Raw genomic sequence first — 16224 nt, forward strand, 5'->3', positions numbered from 1 at the left:
GGGACGACCGACCCGACTGCACCGACCCGACTCCACCGACCGCTTCGCTCCGGCCGACGGCTCAGTGCGCTGCGGAGTCCCAGTCGTGTCCGCGGCCCACCTGGACGTCGAGCGGAACGCGGAGATCCGCTGCGCCTGACATCCGGGCACGCACGATGCGCTCGAGCGCATCCCACTCCCCCGCAGCCGTCTCGAAGATCAATTCGTCGTGCACCTGGAGGAGCATGCGCGAGGTCAGGCCTTCTGCGGCCATGTCCTGTTCGATCCCGATCATGGCGATCTTCATGATGTCTGCCGCCGAACCCTGGATGGGGGCGTTGAGCGCTGCTCGTTCCGCGTTCTCGCGGACCAGCCGGTTGGGGCTCGAGAGCTCGGGGAAGAGACGACGGCGACCGAAGATCGTCTCCGTGTAGCCGTCCATCTTCGCCTGCTCGACGACGTGACGGAGGTAATCGCGGACCGCTCCGAAGCGCTCGAAGTAGTCGGACATGAGCTGCTTCGCCTCGGCGCTCGAGATGCGAAGCTGCTTGGAGAGTCCGAACGCGCTGAGCCCGTACGCGAGGCCGTAGGACATCGCCTTGACTTTCGTGCGCATGAGCGAGGTGACGTCTTCTGCCGGCACGCCGAAGATCCGTGCACCGACGAAGCGGTGGAGGTCCTCTCCGGCGTTGAACGCTTCGATGAGCGCTCCATCGCCCGAGAGGTGCGCCATGATCCGCATCTCGATCTGCGAATAGTCGGCGGTGAGCAGCGTCTCGTAGTCGGTCCCGGCCTGGAAGGAGGCGCGGATGCGGCGGCCTTCCTCGGTGCGGACCGGGATGTTCTGCAGGTTCGGGTCCGTCGACGAGATGCGACCCGTGCTCGTGCCGATCTGCACGTACGTCGTGTGGATGCGTCCGTCCGGCGTGATCGCCTTGTCGAGCGTCTCGACGATCTGACGGAGCTTCGTGGCGTCACGGTGCTCGAGGAGCAGTCCGAGGAAGGGATGCGGGTTCTTCTCCTGCAGGTCGGCGAGAGCGCCGGCGTCCGTGGAGTAGCCCGTCTTGTTGGCTCGTGTCTTCGGCATGCCCAGCTGGTCGAAGAGGACCTCCTGCAGCTGCTTGGGCGAACCGAGGTTCACTTCGCGGCCGATCTCTGCGAACGCCTGCGATGCGAGCTCCGCACTCTTCGTGCCGAGCTCGGCCGACAGGCCGCTCAGGATCCCGTGGTCGACCGTGACGCCGTTGAGTTCCATGTGGGCGAGCACCCGGAGGACCGGCAGCTCCATCTCCAGCAGGACCTTCAGGGACCCCGGGTCGAGGGCCGTCCTCGTCGCTGCCGCAACACGAAGCGTGTACCAGGCGGTTCCTCCGGCGGACACCGGGTCCTGGTCCGGGACGAGCTGATTCGGGTCGGCGATGGGGAGCGTCTCGTCGAGGTACCTGGCCACGAGGTCGGCGATGGACTTGTCCCCACCGCTCGGACGCAGGAGCCAACCGGCGACGACGGTGTCATAGGCGAGGCCGTCGATCGCGATGCCGGCCCGTGCCGCCGCTTTCACCTGAGGCTTCGCATCGTGCATGATCTTCGGGGCATCACCGCGGAGCCAGGCTTCGAGCGGCTCGTAGTCCGCTTCGCCCGGCTTCCAGGCGAGTGTCACGATCTCCGTCGACGTCGCGAGACCGCACGAGACGGGCAGGCCTTCGTGGAGTTCGATGTGCACACCGATGCCGTCGGGGTTCGCAGCGGTCGTGCGGGTCAGCCAGGCCGCCAGCTCCTCGTCGAGCAGTTCCTTCTGCGCCGGCATCGACTCGCCGATCTGCGCCGTGGCCGCCGGTTCGCTCGTGGACGATTCCTTGCCCTCGAGCTTCAAGACGCGGTCGAGGAGCGTGCGGAATTCGAGTCGGCCGAAGATCGCCGTCACCTCGTCGACGTCGAGGGGCAGACGGGTCAGGTCCTTGGGGCCGACCGGGAGTTCGACGTCGGTCAGGAGTCGGTTGAGTCTGCGGTTCCTGACCGCGTTCTCCTTGTGCTCGCGAAGGCTCTCGCCGACCTTGCCGGTGATCTCGTCCGCACGCTCGAGGATCGCGTCGAGGCTGCCGAACTGGTTCAGCCACTTCACCGCCGTCTTCTCACCGACCTTGGGAATGCCGGGCAGGTTGTCGCTCGTCTCGCCGACGAGCGCCGCGATCTCCGGGTACTGCTCGGGTCGGATGCCGTAGCGGTCGAAGACTTTGGCCGGGTCGTAGCGCGTGAGTGCGGACACGCCCTGCGTCGACGGGTACAGCAGCGTGACGTCGTCGTTCACGAGCTGGATCGTGTCGCGGTCGCCGGAGACGACGAGGACCCGGAAGCCCTCGTGGGAGCCCTGGTACGCGAGCGTGGCGAGGATGTCGTCCGCTTCGTAGTCCTCTTTGCTGATGGTCGTGATGTTCATGGCCTTGAGCGCCTCTTCGAGGAGCGGCACCTGCCCCATGAACTCCGCAGGCGTCTCTCCGCGCGTCCCCTTGTACTCGGGGTACTCGCGGGTACGGAACGACCGGCGGGAGATGTCGAACGCGACGGCGATGTGCGTCGGATTCTCGTTCTTCAGGAGGTTGATGAGCATCGCGATGAAGCCGTGGATGGCGTTGGTGTGCTGCCCGTCCCTGGTCTGGAAACTGTCCACCGGCAGGGCGTAGAACGCCCGGAACGCGAGCGAGTGGCCGTCGATGACGAGGAGGGTAGGCTTTTCTGAATCCGACACGGACCCAGCCTACAAGCCACGTCCGACACGGGACCGGCCCGATCCGAAGGTGGACATGACGAACGACACGACCGACGACCGGGCCGACGCCCTCGAGTACCTCACAGCCCGCGGAATGGGCGCCCTCGCGGAGAAGATGGGCATCGAGTTCACCGAATTCTCGGTCGAACGTTCGGTCGCCACGATGCCCGTCGAGGGCAACACGCAGCCGGCGATGCTCCTCCACGGCGGTGCGTACGTCGTCCTCGGCGAGTCCCTCGGATCGATGGCCGCGAACCTGTACGCCGGACGCGGTCGTCTCGCAGTCGGCATCGACATCAACGCGACCCACACGCGCTCCGCGACGAGCGGCGTCGTGACCGGCGTCTGCACGCCCATCCACCTCGGACGCAGTCTGACGGTCCACGAGATCGCCGTGACCGACGAGCAGGGCCGGCGCTGTTCGACCATCCGCATCACGAACCTCATCAAGGACGCCCCCGGCACGATCTGACGCTGCTCGCAGACCGAGCCGGTCTGCCTCGCCGGCTACGCGTCACGGTCGATCACGAACGCAGAACGAGCCCTCCCGAGGGAGAGCCCGTTCGTGACGTCTGAGTGTGTGCGCCCTGGTGTGGAGCGGTGCTACTTCTTGGCGCTGAGCTGCTCGATGATGGCCTGGGCCACGTCGTGCATGGTGAGACGGCGGTCCATGGACGCCTTCTGGATCCAGCGGAACGCCTCCGGTTCGCTGAGGCCCATCTTCTCGTTGAGGAGGCCCTTGGCGCGGTCGACGAGCTTGCGGGTCTCGAAACGCTCCACCATGTCGGCGACTTCGGCTTCCAGCGTGATGATCTGCTGGTAGCGCGACAGGGCGATCTCGATGGCGGGGAGCAGATCGTTCGGGGTGAACGGCTTCACGACGTAGGCGAGTGCGCCGGCTTCGCTCGCGCGCTCCACCAGCTCCTTCTGGCTGAACGCGGTGAGGAGCACAACAGGAGCGATGTGCGCCTTGCCGATGCGTTCCGCCGCGGAGATGCCGTCGAGCTGAGGCATCTTCACGTCCATGATGACGAGGTCAGGCCGAAGCTCGGTGGCAAGCGCGACAGCCGTCTCGCCGTCGCCCGCCTCTCCGACGACTTCGAATCCGTTGTCGCGGAGGATCTCGACGATGTCGAGGCGGATGAGGGATTCGTCCTCGGCGACGACGACTCGCCGCGGGGCTACGATTGGGGTCTCTTGCTCGGTCACCATCAAATCCTACGGTACTCTGGTGCAGGTTGTTGTGCGCCGGTGTGGCGGAATGGCAGACGCGGAGCACTCAAAATGCTTTGCCTGAGAGGGCGTGTGGGTTCGAGTCCCACCACCGGTACTTCGACCAACCCGTGAGATGAGCGGGGTTTGCGGCGGTCGCCCGAATCCTGCGATACGTTTCGCCGTCGTCCGGGTTGGCCTCCGCTGCACGTCTGGTCGTCTGCTGACGATCGACACGTGCTGTGCAACTCGGGCGTGTCACGCGGGGCTCACACCACAACGGGCGCATCGGATGTGATCCGACGCGCCCGTTCATCCGGGACGGAATCCCGGTGTGGTGCAGCTCAGTACGTGTGTGCAGAGCCGCGGTGCAGCTCAGCGCGTGAATTCAGCTCAGTGGTGGTAACCGGACTTCGCGAGCGCGATCATCGAGGCGATGAGTCCGATGCCTCCCACGATGGAGATGAATCCGAGGAAGCTGTAGAGCAGGACGTCGACCATGGGTGTCACCTTTCGTGCGGTCCTGCAATCGTACCGGGCGGGTGGAGCCTGCGGGTCTACCCGGCCGACGGACGGGCGTCAATGCCTGTCGCGAAGTCCGCCTCTGCACCTACGGTCGGAGGCAGGGTCCACCGAGGCGACCCGACGAAGGAGACGACCGATGTCCGATCACGGCACTGGCACGAGCACTGGGACTGGGAACAACGACGAGAACGGAACCCGGGAGGACGTGCACGAGGCGAGCAGTGACGATCGCCTGCAGGGCATCCTGTCCCAGGTGTCGGCTGACGTGTCGCTCAACCCCGAACTGGATGCGCGCGCGTCCCTGCGAGATCGCCTGACCGATCAGGGGATCCAGCTCGACGACGCGGCATTGGACCAGCTCGTGGCATCGATCCCGTCGTCGGCCGCGGACGAGCCCGGTCCGTTCATCCAGAACCCGGACTGAGCCTGGCCGAGCCGGCACGACGAGAGGTCGTGCCGCAACACCCGTCCGTTCAGAACTGGGTCCGCCAGTCATCACTCAGCAGGTGCGATCCGGCCTGCGGCCCCATCTGGAGCATCCCTCCGTCGACCGCCCAGGACGCACCCGTCACGTACGACGACTCCTCCGATGCGAGGAACGCGATGACGGCTGCGACCTCACGGGGGTCGCCTGGTCGACCGGTCGGGATGCCCGGACGGTCCTGTTCGAGGGCGTTCTCGTCCTCGGCATCGTTCATGGGCGTCGAGATCTCGCCCGGAGCGACGGCGTTCGCCGTGATGCCATGACGACCGAGTTCGAGGGCGATCGTCTTGATGAGACCCCCGAGACCGTGTTTCGCGGCGACGTAGGGGCTCGCACCGACTCGTGGTTGCGTTTCATGGACGCTCGTGACGGCGATGAGGCGTCCACCTCGACCCGCAGCGACCATCCGTTTCGCCGCGTGTTGCAGGCACACGAATGCACCGTCGAGGTCGGCGGCCACCGTTTCACGCCAGTCCTCGAGCGACAGGTCGAGGAACATGGTTCGCCCGCCCATGCCTGCGTTGTTGACGAACACGTCGACTCCCCCGAGCTCGTCGGCGAGTCCGTCGATGACCGCTCCGCAATGCTCGAGTTCGGTCGTGTCGAGTTGCGCCACGACAGCGTTCCGGCCGAGAGCGCGCACGATGGCCGCGGTTTCGTTCGCGCCGTCTTCATCGCTGTGCCAGGTCACTCCGACGTCGAAGCCCTTCTGCGCGAGCGCGATCGCCGTCGCCCGTCCGATGCCTGAATCCGATCCCGTCACGATGGCTGTGCTGAAGGTGATGTCGTTGATCTCCATCCCTCCACCCTTCGCCCACCCGGTGCGAGCGGCAAGGCCTGGTGTCATCCCGCTGAGCCTGCTAACGGTGGTCCGGGTTCAGCACTTCGACAGGCTCAGCGACCGGCGCCGGAGGCTCAGCGACCGGCGCCGGAGGCTCAGCGACCGGCGCCGGAGGCTCAGTGACCGGGACCGGACGCTCAGTCCTCGAGGAGCTTCCGAACGCGAGGAACGACCTCGGTTCCGTAGAGCTCGATGCTCCGCATGAGGAGCTCGTGCGGGAGCGTCCCGTTGCTGACCTTGAGATCGACGCGAGACAGCCCGAGCCCACGGACGGCAGTCGCGATCTTCGCAGCGACCGTCTCCGGCGACCCGACGAAGAGCGCACCATCCGGACCGGACTCGTCGACAAACCGCTCGTACGACATCGGCCCCCATCCACGTTCACGACCGATGCGGTCGACCATGACCGAATAGTGCGGCCACAGCTGCTCGAGAGCGGCCTCGTCCGTCTCCGCGATGTGACCGGGCGAGTGCATCCCGACGGGCTGCTCCCCCACCCCGAACTGAGCCGTTGCACGGTGGTAGAGGTCCACGAACGGAGCGAACCGGAGCGGACCGCCGCCGATGACCGCGAGCATGAGCGGGAACCCGTACCGCGCAGCACGGACCACCGATTCCGGGCTCCCTCCGACGCCGACCCAGGTCTTCAAAGTGCCCGATTCGACGCGCGGGAAGACCGACTGCTCGGTCAGCCCCGGGCGGGTGTTGCCGGACCAGGTGACGGGCTCCTGCTTGAGCAGCTCGGCGAAGAGGTCGAGCTTCTCGTCGAACAGTTCCTCGTACCTGGCGAGGTCGAGTCCGAAGAGCGGGAACGACTCGGTGAAGGAGCCTCGTCCGAGGATGACCTCGGCGCGACCGTTGGAGATGCCGTCGAGGGTCGAGAACCGCTGGAAGACCCGTACGGGATCATCCGAGCTCAGCACGGTGACGGCGGAGCCCAGGTGGATGTGCTCCGTCCGACTGGCGATCGCTGCGAGCACGACCTCCGGAGCCGAGACGGCGAAGTCCTCACGATGGTGCTCACCGATGCCGATGAAGTCGAGTCCGACCTCGTCCGCCTTCACGCCCTGCTCGACGAGGTTCCGCAGCACCTGCGCGTGCGACAGCATCGCTCCGTTCGCGTCCACCGTCACGTCCCCGAAGGTGTCGATGCCGAATTCGACCTGAGTCATCTGCCAGTCCTGCTTCCCGTATTCCTGCTCGCGCGATTGCGAGCACGCCGTTCTCGATCGCGCGACTGCGAGCACGCCCAATCGTATGCATTTGCATGAGTACCGGGAACGCTGCTGGGATGCCGCGCATTCCCGGCGGCGCGCTGCGAGCAGCCGGGCGAGCCGGGACCGAACTACCCCACAGGCTCCAGCGCAGATCCGAACCGCTCGATGATCTCGTGGAGGATCGGCAACGGCGTCGCCAGATTCAGCCTGACGTGCCCGGCGCCGACCGCACCGAATGTGGGTCCGCTGTTGGTGAGGACACCCGTCCGATCGAAGAGGAACGCGGCGGGATCCGCACCGACCCCGTAGGCGCTGAGGTCCACCCAGGCCAGATAGGTGCCTTCGATGGGAGCTCGCCGAGCGAGCGGCAACGTTTCGCCCAGTGCCAGGTCGAACGCCGCGATGTTCCGCTCCAGGTACGCCGTGACCTCGGAGAGCCAGGCGCCGCCGGATCGGTAGGCAGCGGTGTTGGCGAGGATGCCGGTCGTACTCGCACCGTGCGATTCGATGCGACGCAGCCCTTTCCAGACGGCGCGGTCGGTGTCGGAGCTCACGATGAGCTGTGCGCACTTGAGGCCGGCGACGTTCCAGGCCTTCGATGCCGAGATCGAGGTGAGGGCTGCACGGGCAGCGGCCTCGGAGACGCTCGCGAACGGGATGTGACGACAGCCGAAGAGGGTGAGCGGGGCGTGGATCTCATCACTGAAGACACGAGCGCCGAAACGATCGACGACCTCGCCGAGGGCGACGAGTTCGTCTCGACGGTAGACCTTGCCCGTCGGATTGCCGGGGTTCGCGAGGACGACGAGGTCGGCGCCGGCCGCGAGATGCCGATCGATGGCTTCGAGGTCGAGTGAGAATCCGCCGTGCTCGTCGCGCAGCATCGGCACCTCGATGACCTCGCGGCCGAGAGCCGGTGGAACGAAGAGGAAGGGCATGTACGCAGGCGTGGGCACGATGACGGGTGCCCCGGGCTTCGAGAAGTGCTCGATCGCGAGTTCCAGGCCTGCGATGACATCGGCGATCGGGGCGATGTCGTCCGGGTCGATCACCCAGCCCGTCTGCGCGCCGTACCATTCGGCCGTCGCCTCGGAGAGGTCGCGGACGATGCTGGGCGGCGCGTACCCGAATCGGAACCGTGCTGCGGCGTCGTCGAGGGCGTCGAGCACGGCGGGGGCCGTCCCGAAGTCCATCTCCGCAACCCAGGCGCCGATCGCATCGGGCCGTGCCGGTGAATCGACCGACCATTTCCGGGTCTGCCGCCTGCGGAGCTCATCGGCGCTCAGCGCATCCCATGCGTCCCACAGCGACGCCGGTCGGCTCAGCCCGTTCGTTCCGGCCAGCCCGTTCGTTCCGGCCAGCCGGTTCGTTCCGATCATCGTCGACGCCTTCCCGGAGCGGACGATGGCGCTCCACCGTCCACGGTACCCGGACGCCCGACAGCTCGCGCGAGTGGAGACGCACAGCGCAACACTGCGCGACTCGCCACGACGCGCGCAACCGGCCCTTCCGGCGACCCCCGCAGCGTGCCAGCATGGGGCCATGGAGCCGTTCCGGAGTCGCCGCACCCGCCTCGCGGCCGCAGCCGCACTGATCGGCCTGCTCACGGCGACGGGACTCGCCGGCTGCACCCCCGACCGCACCGGCGCCATCCCGACCGCCCCGGCCGTCGTCACCTTCGAGGTCGCGGGGCAGGGCACGTACTCGATCGAGCTGACGACCGACGAACAGGTCGGCCACGCCGTCGAACTCATGAACGGTTCCGAGGAGGGTCGCATCCCGGTCGGCAAGGTCGAACCGGGCGACGGTGGCGTCAACGCGCCATGGACATGGCACATTGATCCGAAGACGCTCGAGTTCGCCGACGTCGCGATCGAAGTGTGCGACGGACTCCCCCGATACGTCGAGGACGGAACCGTCACCTCCGAGTACTACTGCCCGTGGAGCGCGAAAGTGGTCGAATTGCGGTCGATGCCGGGGTGAGCAGGCGCGCACGATTCGCGGCTCTCCCCGATCTTTGCGACCATGGGTGGACCGCCGATCATCTGGAGTACCACTGTGTCACCCCGCTTGTTCTTCCGTGCCGTCGCGATCGCCGAGGCGATCACCTGGACCCTCCTGATCATCGGACTGATCCTCAAGTACATGGTCCAGGCCGGTGACCTGGGCGTCCGCATCGGTGGGTCCATCCACGGGTTCGTCTTCCTCGTCTACGCGGCGTCCGTCGTCGTGGTCGGAGTGAATCAGCGGTGGAGGTTCGGAACGATCGCGGTGGGCGTCGTGAGCGCCGTGGTCCCGTACGCGACGATCCCGTTCGACGTCTGGGCGGACCGACGCGGGAAGCTCGACGGCCCCTGGCGCCGCGAGACGACCGACGACCCGAGGGATGCGCGTTGGTTCGATCGACTGCTGCGGTGGCTGCTCCGCCACCCCGTCGCGTTCGGTGCGATCTTCGTCGTCGGTGTCGTCGTCGTGTTCACGGTGCTGCTCGTCGTCGGGCCTCCGGTTCCGAAGGCGTAACACCCTTCGACACGTTCAGGGACCGGAACGCTCCTTCGTGATCTCGGCCGTCAACGGCCACGTGACGCCCAGGACACCGGCGAGGTCGGTGCTCAGCTGCAGGCAGAGTCGTTGGCCGCCGTCGGCGCCCGCATCGAGCCCGACGACCTTGCCCGGAGCGATTCGGATGTCCCACCGGTCGACGATGCGCGTCGCGGCGGAAACGCCCGTCGCACTGCACGTCGGCGGGTTGAGGTACGCCGAGTAGAGCAGCACCGGTGCACGCCTGACCCGGACCGGCGAGAACTGGTCGCCGAGGACGCCACCGGAGGAATCAGAGGTCGTCACCCGTGTCGCGCCATGGTCGGTCGTCCAGTTCCGCAGGTCCTCCCATCCTTCGGCCAGGATGACGCGCTCGGTCGGAACCGGAGCCGCGTAGCCGTTGCCAAGCCAGTTCGCGTTGTTCGGCACCCCGAGCCCGTCCGGACCGAAGTAGCTGCTCCCGCCGTTGAAGCCGGTGTAGAGGGCGTCCTTCGGCGAATCGGCCGTCATCGCGGTCTCGAAGGTGAGCGTCCACGTCGTCGGCGCATCGACCTGGATGAGCGGGGAGAGCAACTGCGCCCCGGGAACCGGCAGATGGCCCACTTCCCCCGCGGTTCCAGCCCCCTCGACGCTCGCGCCGCCTGACGGCGTCCAGCTCGAGATCGGGATCTCGAGCCGATGCGCTCCGTTCGCGTTCGACCACGTCAGCACGGGCTTCCGGTAGTCGCTGCCTGGGATGTCCCGACCGGTGTTGAAGGTGAAGCGGATCTGCGTGAACGCGCCACCGTACGCCTCGCCACCACCCATGCCGCGCTCGCTCCACTCGCCGAGCGTCGGCCAGACGGCGGGGGCGGTGATGCCGGTCTGCGAGACGGACGCACCGTTCACGAGGAGCGACACGCGGGTCGACGTGAGCGCCGCCCGTTCGGCATCGGTCAACGTCCCTTCGAAGATCTTGGCGCCGTCGCGGAGCAGGGTGACGGTCGAGCCGATCGCGGTGAGCGAGAGCCCGACCACCTCCGCGCCCACCTCGCCGACGCTCGAATACAGGACGCGATCGACCCCGCCGACGGTCGCGACGAGGTCGATGCGGCCGTCGTCGATCGCTCGGAACGTGGCCTGGAGGCGGTTCGCGCCGTCGTCGCGGACGGCGAGGCCGGCACTCGCATCGGCTGATCGTTGGACGTTCATGGTCGTGGTCAGGGTGACGTTCGAGGTCGTCGCGTCCCGGGAGATGCGCCCCTCGCCGATGAGCTGCTCGACCCGTCCGCCGACCCCGAGCTGCCCCAGGGCGTTCGCACCCCACGAGTAGACGGCGCCGTCGTCGGTCACGGCGAGCCCGAAGCCGGAACCGCCCGAGGCCTGGCGGACGCCGGTGAGCCCTCCCGACCCCTGCATCCCGGCAGACACCTGCACGGGAGCGGTGACGGACGCGGAGACGGAGGCGCCTCCCGCCCCGGTCTGCGGGGCCGCGCCGGCGGCGAAGAGCCTGCCGTCGGTCGTGGTGAACAGGGCCGGGGAACTCTGACCCGTGCGGACCATGCGGACGGGAGGGACGACGACCGCCTCCGCCCAGACCTTGCCGCCGCCCCACACGTAGGCACGGCCCGAACCGTCGACGACCGAGAGGTACGCCCCCGCGGACACGTCGACGAGCCCCTGCAACCACTGACCGCCCTGCGCGCCGCCCGGCACCCACTTCGGGACGCTCGACGAGGAGCCTGCGGTGGAGCCGATCGTCCCGTTGCCCATCTCGCCGTTGTTGCCGTCGTGGTTGCCCCACACGAGCGCGTACCCGTCGGCGGTGAGCGCGATCGCGAAGCCGGTGTCGACGCTCACCTTGCGGATCCCGGTGAGATAGGCGCCGCCCTGGTCACCCGCCAGGAGTCGTTTCGGTGCAGCGGTCCTGGCCTCGTTGAGGACGGAGTTGCCGGAGCCCCAGCCGTACACCGCGCCATCGGTCGTCCGGGCGAGCACCGTGCCCCGCCAGGTGTCGATCGACACCTCGGCGATCCCCGAAAGCGGCCCGGCGCCCTGCTCCCCGCCGCCGACGCGAACAGGAACCGACTGCCGTCGTCCATCACCGCTCGTGCCGTCGCCGAGGCTGCCCCAGTACCCGGAGCCCCACGCGTACACGGCTCCATCGGTCGTGACCGCGAGCGAGGTGTTGTCGCCGGCGGCGATCTGCGCGATGCCCGACAGCATCGAACCACCGGGCTGCGCTCCGGCACGCACCTGCACGGGCACGCTCGACCCCGAGAACAGGCCGGTGCCGAGCTGGCCGTCCGCCCCAGAACCGAACGCGTACACGGTGCCGTCGGCCGTCAGGATGAGGGCGTGCCTGACACCCGCGGCGACCTGGACGACGGTCAGTTCCGATGCGGCAGCCCACTGCACGGCCGCCGCGCCGATCGATGCGGATCCGTCGAGACTCCCCCGATTGCGCAGTTCGAGCTCGGTGAAGACGGTCGCCCCAGGTACAACGGATGCGTCGTCCACGACGGGCAGCTGCGTCCCGGCGCCCCACGCGTCGGGGAGCTGCTCCCAGGGCGTCCAGGCACCACCGGCCTGTTTCGACTCGGGGCTGAACGTCCCCGTCGTCACGCCGGAGTCCGCGACCGTCCCACCCGCGGACCAGCCCGCCCACGCCGCACCGCCGCCGGTCGCGAGCGCGAGCACGCTCGTGACGGCGACGAGGACGGCGAGGCGATGCTTCATGCCGGGGGTGCTCCGGCACGGCGTCGTCCGGATCCAGGCCACCAATACCAGGTGACCCCCGCGGCGAGCAGGATCGTGAGCGTCCCGATGAGCCATGGTTGCCCGAGAGCGGCGCCGACGACGTAGCCGAGTCCGGGAACGCTTCCGACGAGCACCTGCACCGCCGTCGCGGAGTACAGCGTCGCATCGGGATCCGGGTTCGCGTCGCCCTGCAGTGTGAGCGTCGCGGGCGCACCGGCATCGCCGCGTTCGATGTCCACGATGCGGTGGGTGACGGGGAGTTGATCCGCTCGGACGACGGTCACGACGTCACCGGGCTCGACGAGGTCGACCGACCGCTCGAGCGTGAGTCCGAGCGATCCACGCGGGATCGTCGGTTCCATCGATCCGGACGCGAAGGCGTACACGCGCACCCCGAAGAGCAGCGACGCGAGGAACAGGAGGATGCTGAGGGCGCCGACGACCGCGGCCGCCGTCAGGAGCCACGCCGGACGCGCGCGGGCGGCACTCCGGCTTCGCGCACCGGTCGACTCGGTCGGGTCCGACGTCACCTCAGTCGACGATCTCGTTCGCGACGATGTTGTAGACGAACCCTCCCGTGGTGTTCATGAGCACGGGTCGGTTGTTGTAGGCGGAATCGGCCATCGAGAGCTTGAGGCACACGGTCGAGACGTCTCCGGGGGTCGAGGCGCCAGCACGCGCGAGGACGACCTCTCGACCGGCCGTGACGGTGGGAGCGGCGTCGCTCACGGTGCCCTTCGCAGACTTCCCGAGGAGGAGGCGGTCCGCGGCGAGCTCCGCACTGCCCGCAGCGCACTTCGCGGCTGACGACACCTCGTAGAGCTGGTAGCCGAGGCCGTCGAGCAGTTCGGGATCGCTGCCGTCGAGCACGCCGGCGGCGGAGAGCACGCTGTTCGCCTCCCAGGACCCGGCCGTCGTGCGGACGAGGAACGTCGAGTACAGGTCGATGCCGGGTTTCAGCGTCTGCGAGCTGCCCGTGAAGCTGAGGGTCTGCGCGTTGCCCGCGCCCGTGCCGGTGGCCGTCTTCCACGTCGTGCCAGCGTCGACGGAGAGCTCGACGCCGAACTCGCCCGCGCTCAGTTGGGGCGTCGCGACGGAAGCACCGGTCGTCCAAGCAGCGAGCGTCACCGCCGCTCCAGCCGCGAGGATCGCCCCGCCCGCGAGGAGCGCCTTGACTCGATCCCCGAGCGCGCGCCGGGATCGGTCGGACCTGGAGGGGTGCTGCTCTGGCATTGCTTTCCCAACATGTGCAGTCGAAGTGGACGCCCCGATCCTAGCGAAAATCCGCGGCCGATGTCCCCCTTTTGAGGGATACGACATGGAGCACCACCACCACTGCGGTCCCTACCGCAGGAACGTGCTGAGCGCCCGGGTGATCTCGCGGTGCGCCTTCGCGTGGTCGATCGTCGCGGTGCCGTCGCCCGGCTGCACTCCGTAGTCGCCGAAGCTCGCGTGATTGGCCCCGTCGATCTCCACGAACGTCGTGTCCGACGGCAGGAGGTGGCGCGCGTCGGCGATCTTCTCGGGAGTGCTGAGTCCGTCATCGCTGCCGGAGAGGCTCAGAACGGCGAGGTCCGTTCCCGAGAGGTCGTTGGCGCAGTAGCTGCCGAACAGCACGAGTCCGGAGACGGCGGGATCGTCCGCCAGCTGGCAGGCGCGGACGCCGCCGAGCGAGTGGCCGCCGACGTACCAGCGGTCGACGCCGGGAGCTGCCGCGGTGAACGCGGAGAGCGGACGCGTGTCGAAGAAGGCCAGATTGAGGGTGGGCTTCGTGATGACGACCGTGAGCCCGTCGTCCTCGACCGCTCCGGCGAGCACAGCGAGGTAGGCGTATGGATCGACTTTGGCGCCGGGGATGAAGACGAGGCCGTCGCCTGAGGCAGGTTCCGCCGCAGCGTCCGTCGGGGTCATCACGATGGACCCGTCGACCTCCGTGATCTGGACCGCGTCGTTCTCCCAGACCGCGAGAGCCGCTGCGCGCGTGCCCTGCATCACGGCCTGCGTCCACACGACGAAGCAGATGATCACGACCACGAATGCGACGAGCGCGACGAATCCGGTGGTCCGGACGACTTCCCTGCGGTTCCCGTGTGTCTTCGCCATCCCACCATTCTGCCCGGTTCTCCCCATTCGCGGCCCCTCGCGGGCCGTCGGGCGGCATCAGAGGCGGGTGTCAGGGTCGGCCAGTAGGCTTCACCGGTGACCACCATCGGACTCATCACCCACCCCACCAAGAACATCGACGACTCGGTGCGCATCCTGCGCGCCTGGCAGCGGGAGAACGGCGCCAGGCTCGTCGGCCTCGAGACCGAAGCCGGGCGGCTCGGCGACGACGTCGAGCTTCTCGCCGAGGACGATTTCGCGGCGCAGGTGGACGTGGCGGTCGCGATGGGCGGCGACGGGACAATGCTCGGCGCGATGCGTACGCTCGCCGGACGATCCGCTCCCGTGCTCGGGGTCAACTACGGCAACGTCGGCTTCCTCGTCGAGGTGGAACCGGCCGGCCTTCCGAAGGCGCTCGAGCGGGTACAGGCGAAGGACTTCTCGATCGAGCCGCACCACGGCCTCGAGGTCACGATCTCGAGCGAGGGATCGGTCAACCACCTGCTCGCGTTCAACGACGTGTCGATCGCTCGGCGCCCAGGCACCGGCGTCGTCCTCGCCGATCTCGCCGTCGACGGGACCGCGTACGGCTACTTCAAGGCCGACGCCATCGTCATCGCCACCCCGACCGGCTCCACCGCGTACAACTACGCCGCCGGCGGCCCCGTGCTCTCCCCCGCCGTCACCGCGACGGTCGTGACGCCGGTCGCCCCCATGTCCGGCATCGACCGCTCCATCATCCTCGGACCGGCGGAACGTCTCCAGTTCACGATCGGGTCGGCGACGAAGTCCGCCGCCGTCGAGATCGACGGCCGGGTCCTCGCCGACGTCGGCAGTGGAGCGATCCTGACGGTACGACTCGTCAAGGATGCGGCGAACGTCGTCCGCCTCGACCCGAGCCGCCACTCGCGGAAGGGCAGACTGAAGCTGAGCCTGCTCGACCTGCCCCTCCGTCGCGACCAGCTGCTCGAGCTCGTCCCGCCGGACATCCGCGCCCAGGTCGAGCGCCCGTCGCGGGTTCGGCGGGCCCGCGCGAAGTCCGCCGACCCGTCCCACTGAGCGCCGACCCGTCCCACTGAGCGCCGACCCGTCCCACTGAGCGCCGACCCGTCCCACTGAGCGCCGACCCGTCCCACTGAGCACAGCTCCCCGGCGGCGGCTCCCGGCCTGCAGCCCCGACGCCCGCTACATCGCTGAGCGGCGTCTGACCACTCCGGCGCTGGCAGCGATGTTCGATCGCGCGAGTCCGGAACCGTCGCGCACCGCGTCGATCCAGTCCGCCGTCTCCGTCACCGCCGCGAACCGCGATTGCATCGTCACGAGCACGGAGCGGTGAAGCTCCTCCGCCGTGACCCGACCGGCCTCGTTCTCGAGGTTGAGCGTGCCCGTCGCGTCGGACAGGAACTCCACCTGCAACCCGCGGTGAAGGCCGTCGACGGCCGTCGACTGATCGCAGTTCTGCGTCATGTAGCCGACAATCGAGATCGTGTCCACACTCCGCTCCGCGAGCCACTCGGCCAGATCCGTCCCGGTGAACGCCGACGGCAGCGACTTCTCGATGAAGTGGTCCCACGGACGCTCCGCGACCTGCTCCAGGAGTCCGCCGCCGATGCTGCCGCGAGCGAAGATCGGCGCGTCCTCCGGCGCGGTCTGGCGCACGACGACGATCGGGACGCCTTCGGCCGTGGCCGCATCCATCGCGGAGGCGATGTTCGGCAGACTGACGTCGAGCGGCGGGTACTGGATGGGGAGCGCCCCGGTGACGTACTCGTACTGGACGTCGATGACGACGAGCGCGCGTTTCGGTGTGCTCATG

General features: G+C 68.3%; 15 protein-coding genes and 1 tRNA gene. 6 read left to right on the top strand and 10 right to left on the bottom strand.

The genetic code is table 11. The features are described 5' to 3' along the window. Positions 1–61: 61 nt before the first annotated feature. Positions 62–2725 (bottom strand): DNA polymerase I, encoded by a 2664-nt coding sequence (gene polA, locus ACQ3HB_RS07425; protein ID WP_430919149.1) that lies wholly within the window; start codon positions 2723–2725, stop codon positions 62–64. A 55-nt stretch (positions 2726–2780) separates the two neighbouring features. On the opposite strand from polA, the gene ACQ3HB_RS07430 reads away from it, so the two are divergent. Further along, a complete protein-coding gene (locus ACQ3HB_RS07430) occupies positions 2781–3218 on the top strand; it encodes a hotdog fold thioesterase (protein WP_430919151.1) in 438 nt (145 codons plus the stop codon). Between the two features lie 131 nt (positions 3219–3349). Here ACQ3HB_RS07430 and ACQ3HB_RS07435 read toward each other — a convergent pair whose 3' ends face one another. Further along, positions 3350–3958: an ANTAR domain-containing response regulator gene (locus ACQ3HB_RS07435; RefSeq protein ID WP_430919153.1), complete on the bottom strand. Its 609-nt coding sequence runs from the start codon at positions 3956–3958 to the stop codon at positions 3350–3352. Positions 3959–3993: 35 nt separating this feature from the next. On the opposite strand from ACQ3HB_RS07435, the gene ACQ3HB_RS07440 reads away from it, so the two are divergent. Further along, a tRNA-Leu gene (locus ACQ3HB_RS07440) sits at positions 3994–4076 on the top strand. 543 nt (positions 4077–4619) lie between these two features. After that, entirely contained in the window at positions 4620–4907 is a 288-nt protein-coding gene (locus tag ACQ3HB_RS07445) for a hypothetical protein (protein ID WP_430919154.1), read from the top strand. A 49-nt stretch (positions 4908–4956) separates the two neighbouring features. Here ACQ3HB_RS07445 and ACQ3HB_RS07450 read toward each other — a convergent pair whose 3' ends face one another. The 3 genes from ACQ3HB_RS07450 to ACQ3HB_RS07460 all read right to left on the bottom strand — a co-directional run bounded on the left by ACQ3HB_RS07450 (position 4957) and on the right by ACQ3HB_RS07460 (position 8404). Next, the gene (locus tag ACQ3HB_RS07450) at positions 4957–5766 is read right to left on the bottom strand and encodes an SDR family oxidoreductase (protein ID WP_430919156.1); all 810 of its coding nucleotides are present in this window, start codon (positions 5764–5766) and stop codon (positions 4957–4959) included. A gap of 179 nt (positions 5767–5945) precedes the next feature. After that, positions 5946–6980: an LLM class flavin-dependent oxidoreductase gene (locus ACQ3HB_RS07455; RefSeq protein ID WP_430919158.1), complete on the bottom strand. Its 1035-nt coding sequence runs from the start codon at positions 6978–6980 to the stop codon at positions 5946–5948. A 173-nt stretch (positions 6981–7153) separates the two neighbouring features. Continuing rightward, a complete protein-coding gene (locus ACQ3HB_RS07460) occupies positions 7154–8404 on the bottom strand; it encodes a MalY/PatB family protein (RefSeq protein WP_430919160.1) in 1251 nt (416 codons plus the stop codon). Between the two features lie 163 nt (positions 8405–8567). Between ACQ3HB_RS07460 and ACQ3HB_RS07465 the strand changes: the two genes are divergently transcribed. Continuing rightward, positions 8568–9008 (top strand): BP74-related protein, encoded by a 441-nt coding sequence (locus ACQ3HB_RS07465; protein WP_430919162.1) that lies wholly within the window; start codon positions 8568–8570, stop codon positions 9006–9008. 75 nt (positions 9009–9083) lie between these two features. Beyond that, the gene (locus tag ACQ3HB_RS07470; protein ID WP_430919164.1) at positions 9084–9545 is read left to right on the top strand and encodes a DUF3817 domain-containing protein; all 462 of its coding nucleotides are present in this window, start codon (positions 9084–9086) and stop codon (positions 9543–9545) included. A 15-nt stretch (positions 9546–9560) separates the two neighbouring features. On the opposite strand, the gene ACQ3HB_RS07475 is transcribed toward ACQ3HB_RS07470, so the two are convergent. From ACQ3HB_RS07475 to ACQ3HB_RS07490, 4 genes are all read right to left on the bottom strand, one after another. Continuing rightward, positions 9561–12284, bottom strand: coding sequence for an RCC1 domain-containing protein (locus ACQ3HB_RS07475; RefSeq protein ID WP_430919165.1), 2724 nt, complete (start codon positions 12282–12284; stop codon positions 9561–9563). Further along, positions 12281–12835 carry a signal peptidase I gene (locus tag ACQ3HB_RS07480; RefSeq protein WP_430919167.1) on the bottom strand — a complete coding sequence of 185 codons (555 nt, stop codon included), beginning with the start codon at positions 12833–12835 and terminating at the stop codon, positions 12281–12283. Before ACQ3HB_RS07480 ends, ACQ3HB_RS07475 begins: the two co-directional genes overlap by 4 nt. A 1-nt stretch (position 12836) precedes the next feature. Continuing rightward, positions 12837–13538 (bottom strand): hypothetical protein, encoded by a 702-nt coding sequence (locus tag ACQ3HB_RS07485; protein WP_430919168.1) that lies wholly within the window; start codon positions 13536–13538, stop codon positions 12837–12839. 111 nt (positions 13539–13649) lie between these two features. Continuing rightward, positions 13650–14408, bottom strand: coding sequence for an alpha/beta hydrolase (locus tag ACQ3HB_RS07490; protein ID WP_430919170.1), 759 nt, complete (start codon positions 14406–14408; stop codon positions 13650–13652). 96 nt (positions 14409–14504) lie between these two features. Here ACQ3HB_RS07490 and ACQ3HB_RS07495 point away from each other — a divergent pair, with 96 nt between their 5' ends. After that, on the top strand, positions 14505–15467 hold the full coding sequence (locus tag ACQ3HB_RS07495) for an NAD(+)/NADH kinase (protein WP_430919171.1): 963 nt from the start codon (positions 14505–14507) through the stop codon (positions 15465–15467). Between the two features lie 126 nt (positions 15468–15593). Here the strand turns inward: ACQ3HB_RS07495 and ACQ3HB_RS07500 are convergent, their stop codons facing one another. Next, positions 15594–16223 (bottom strand): cysteine hydrolase family protein, encoded by a 630-nt coding sequence (locus ACQ3HB_RS07500; protein WP_430919173.1) that lies wholly within the window; start codon positions 16221–16223, stop codon positions 15594–15596. Position 16224: the final 1 nt, after the last annotated feature.

The sequence above is a fragment of the Plantibacter lichenum genome, assembly GCF_050587525.1.
Lineage (GTDB): Bacteria > Actinomycetota > Actinomycetes > Actinomycetales > Microbacteriaceae > Plantibacter.

Bases quoted from the DNA above. Each gene is read 5' to 3' on its own strand.
- ACQ3HB_RS07430 (WP_430919151.1), top strand. From the start codon at position 2,781: ATGACGAACGACACGACCGACGACCGGGCCGACGCCCTCGAGTACCTC.
- ACQ3HB_RS07435 (WP_430919153.1), bottom strand. From the start codon at position 3,958: ATGGTGACCGAGCAAGAGACCCCAATCGTAGCCCCGCGGCGAGTCGTC.
- ACQ3HB_RS07445 (WP_430919154.1), top strand. From the start codon at position 4,620: ATGTCCGATCACGGCACTGGCACGAGCACTGGGACTGGGAACAACGAC.
- ACQ3HB_RS07450 (WP_430919156.1), bottom strand. From the start codon at position 5,766: ATGGAGATCAACGACATCACCTTCAGCACAGCCATCGTGACGGGATCG.
- ACQ3HB_RS07455 (WP_430919158.1), bottom strand. From the start codon at position 6,980: ATGACTCAGGTCGAATTCGGCATCGACACCTTCGGGGACGTGACGGTG.
- ACQ3HB_RS07460 (WP_430919160.1), bottom strand. From the start codon at position 8,404: ATGATCGGAACGAACCGGCTGGCCGGAACGAACGGGCTGGCCGGAACG.
- ACQ3HB_RS07465 (WP_430919162.1), top strand. From the start codon at position 8,568: ATGGAGCCGTTCCGGAGTCGCCGCACCCGCCTCGCGGCCGCAGCCGCA.
- ACQ3HB_RS07475 (WP_430919165.1), bottom strand. From the start codon at position 12,284: ATGAAGCATCGCCTCGCCGTCCTCGTCGCCGTCACGAGCGTGCTCGCG.
- ACQ3HB_RS07485 (WP_430919168.1), bottom strand. From the start codon at position 13,538: ATGCCAGAGCAGCACCCCTCCAGGTCCGACCGATCCCGGCGCGCGCTC.
- ACQ3HB_RS07490 (WP_430919170.1), bottom strand. From the start codon at position 14,408: ATGGCGAAGACACACGGGAACCGCAGGGAAGTCGTCCGGACCACCGGA.
- ACQ3HB_RS07500 (WP_430919173.1), bottom strand. From the start codon at position 16,223: ATGAGCACACCGAAACGCGCGCTCGTCGTCATCGACGTCCAGTACGAG.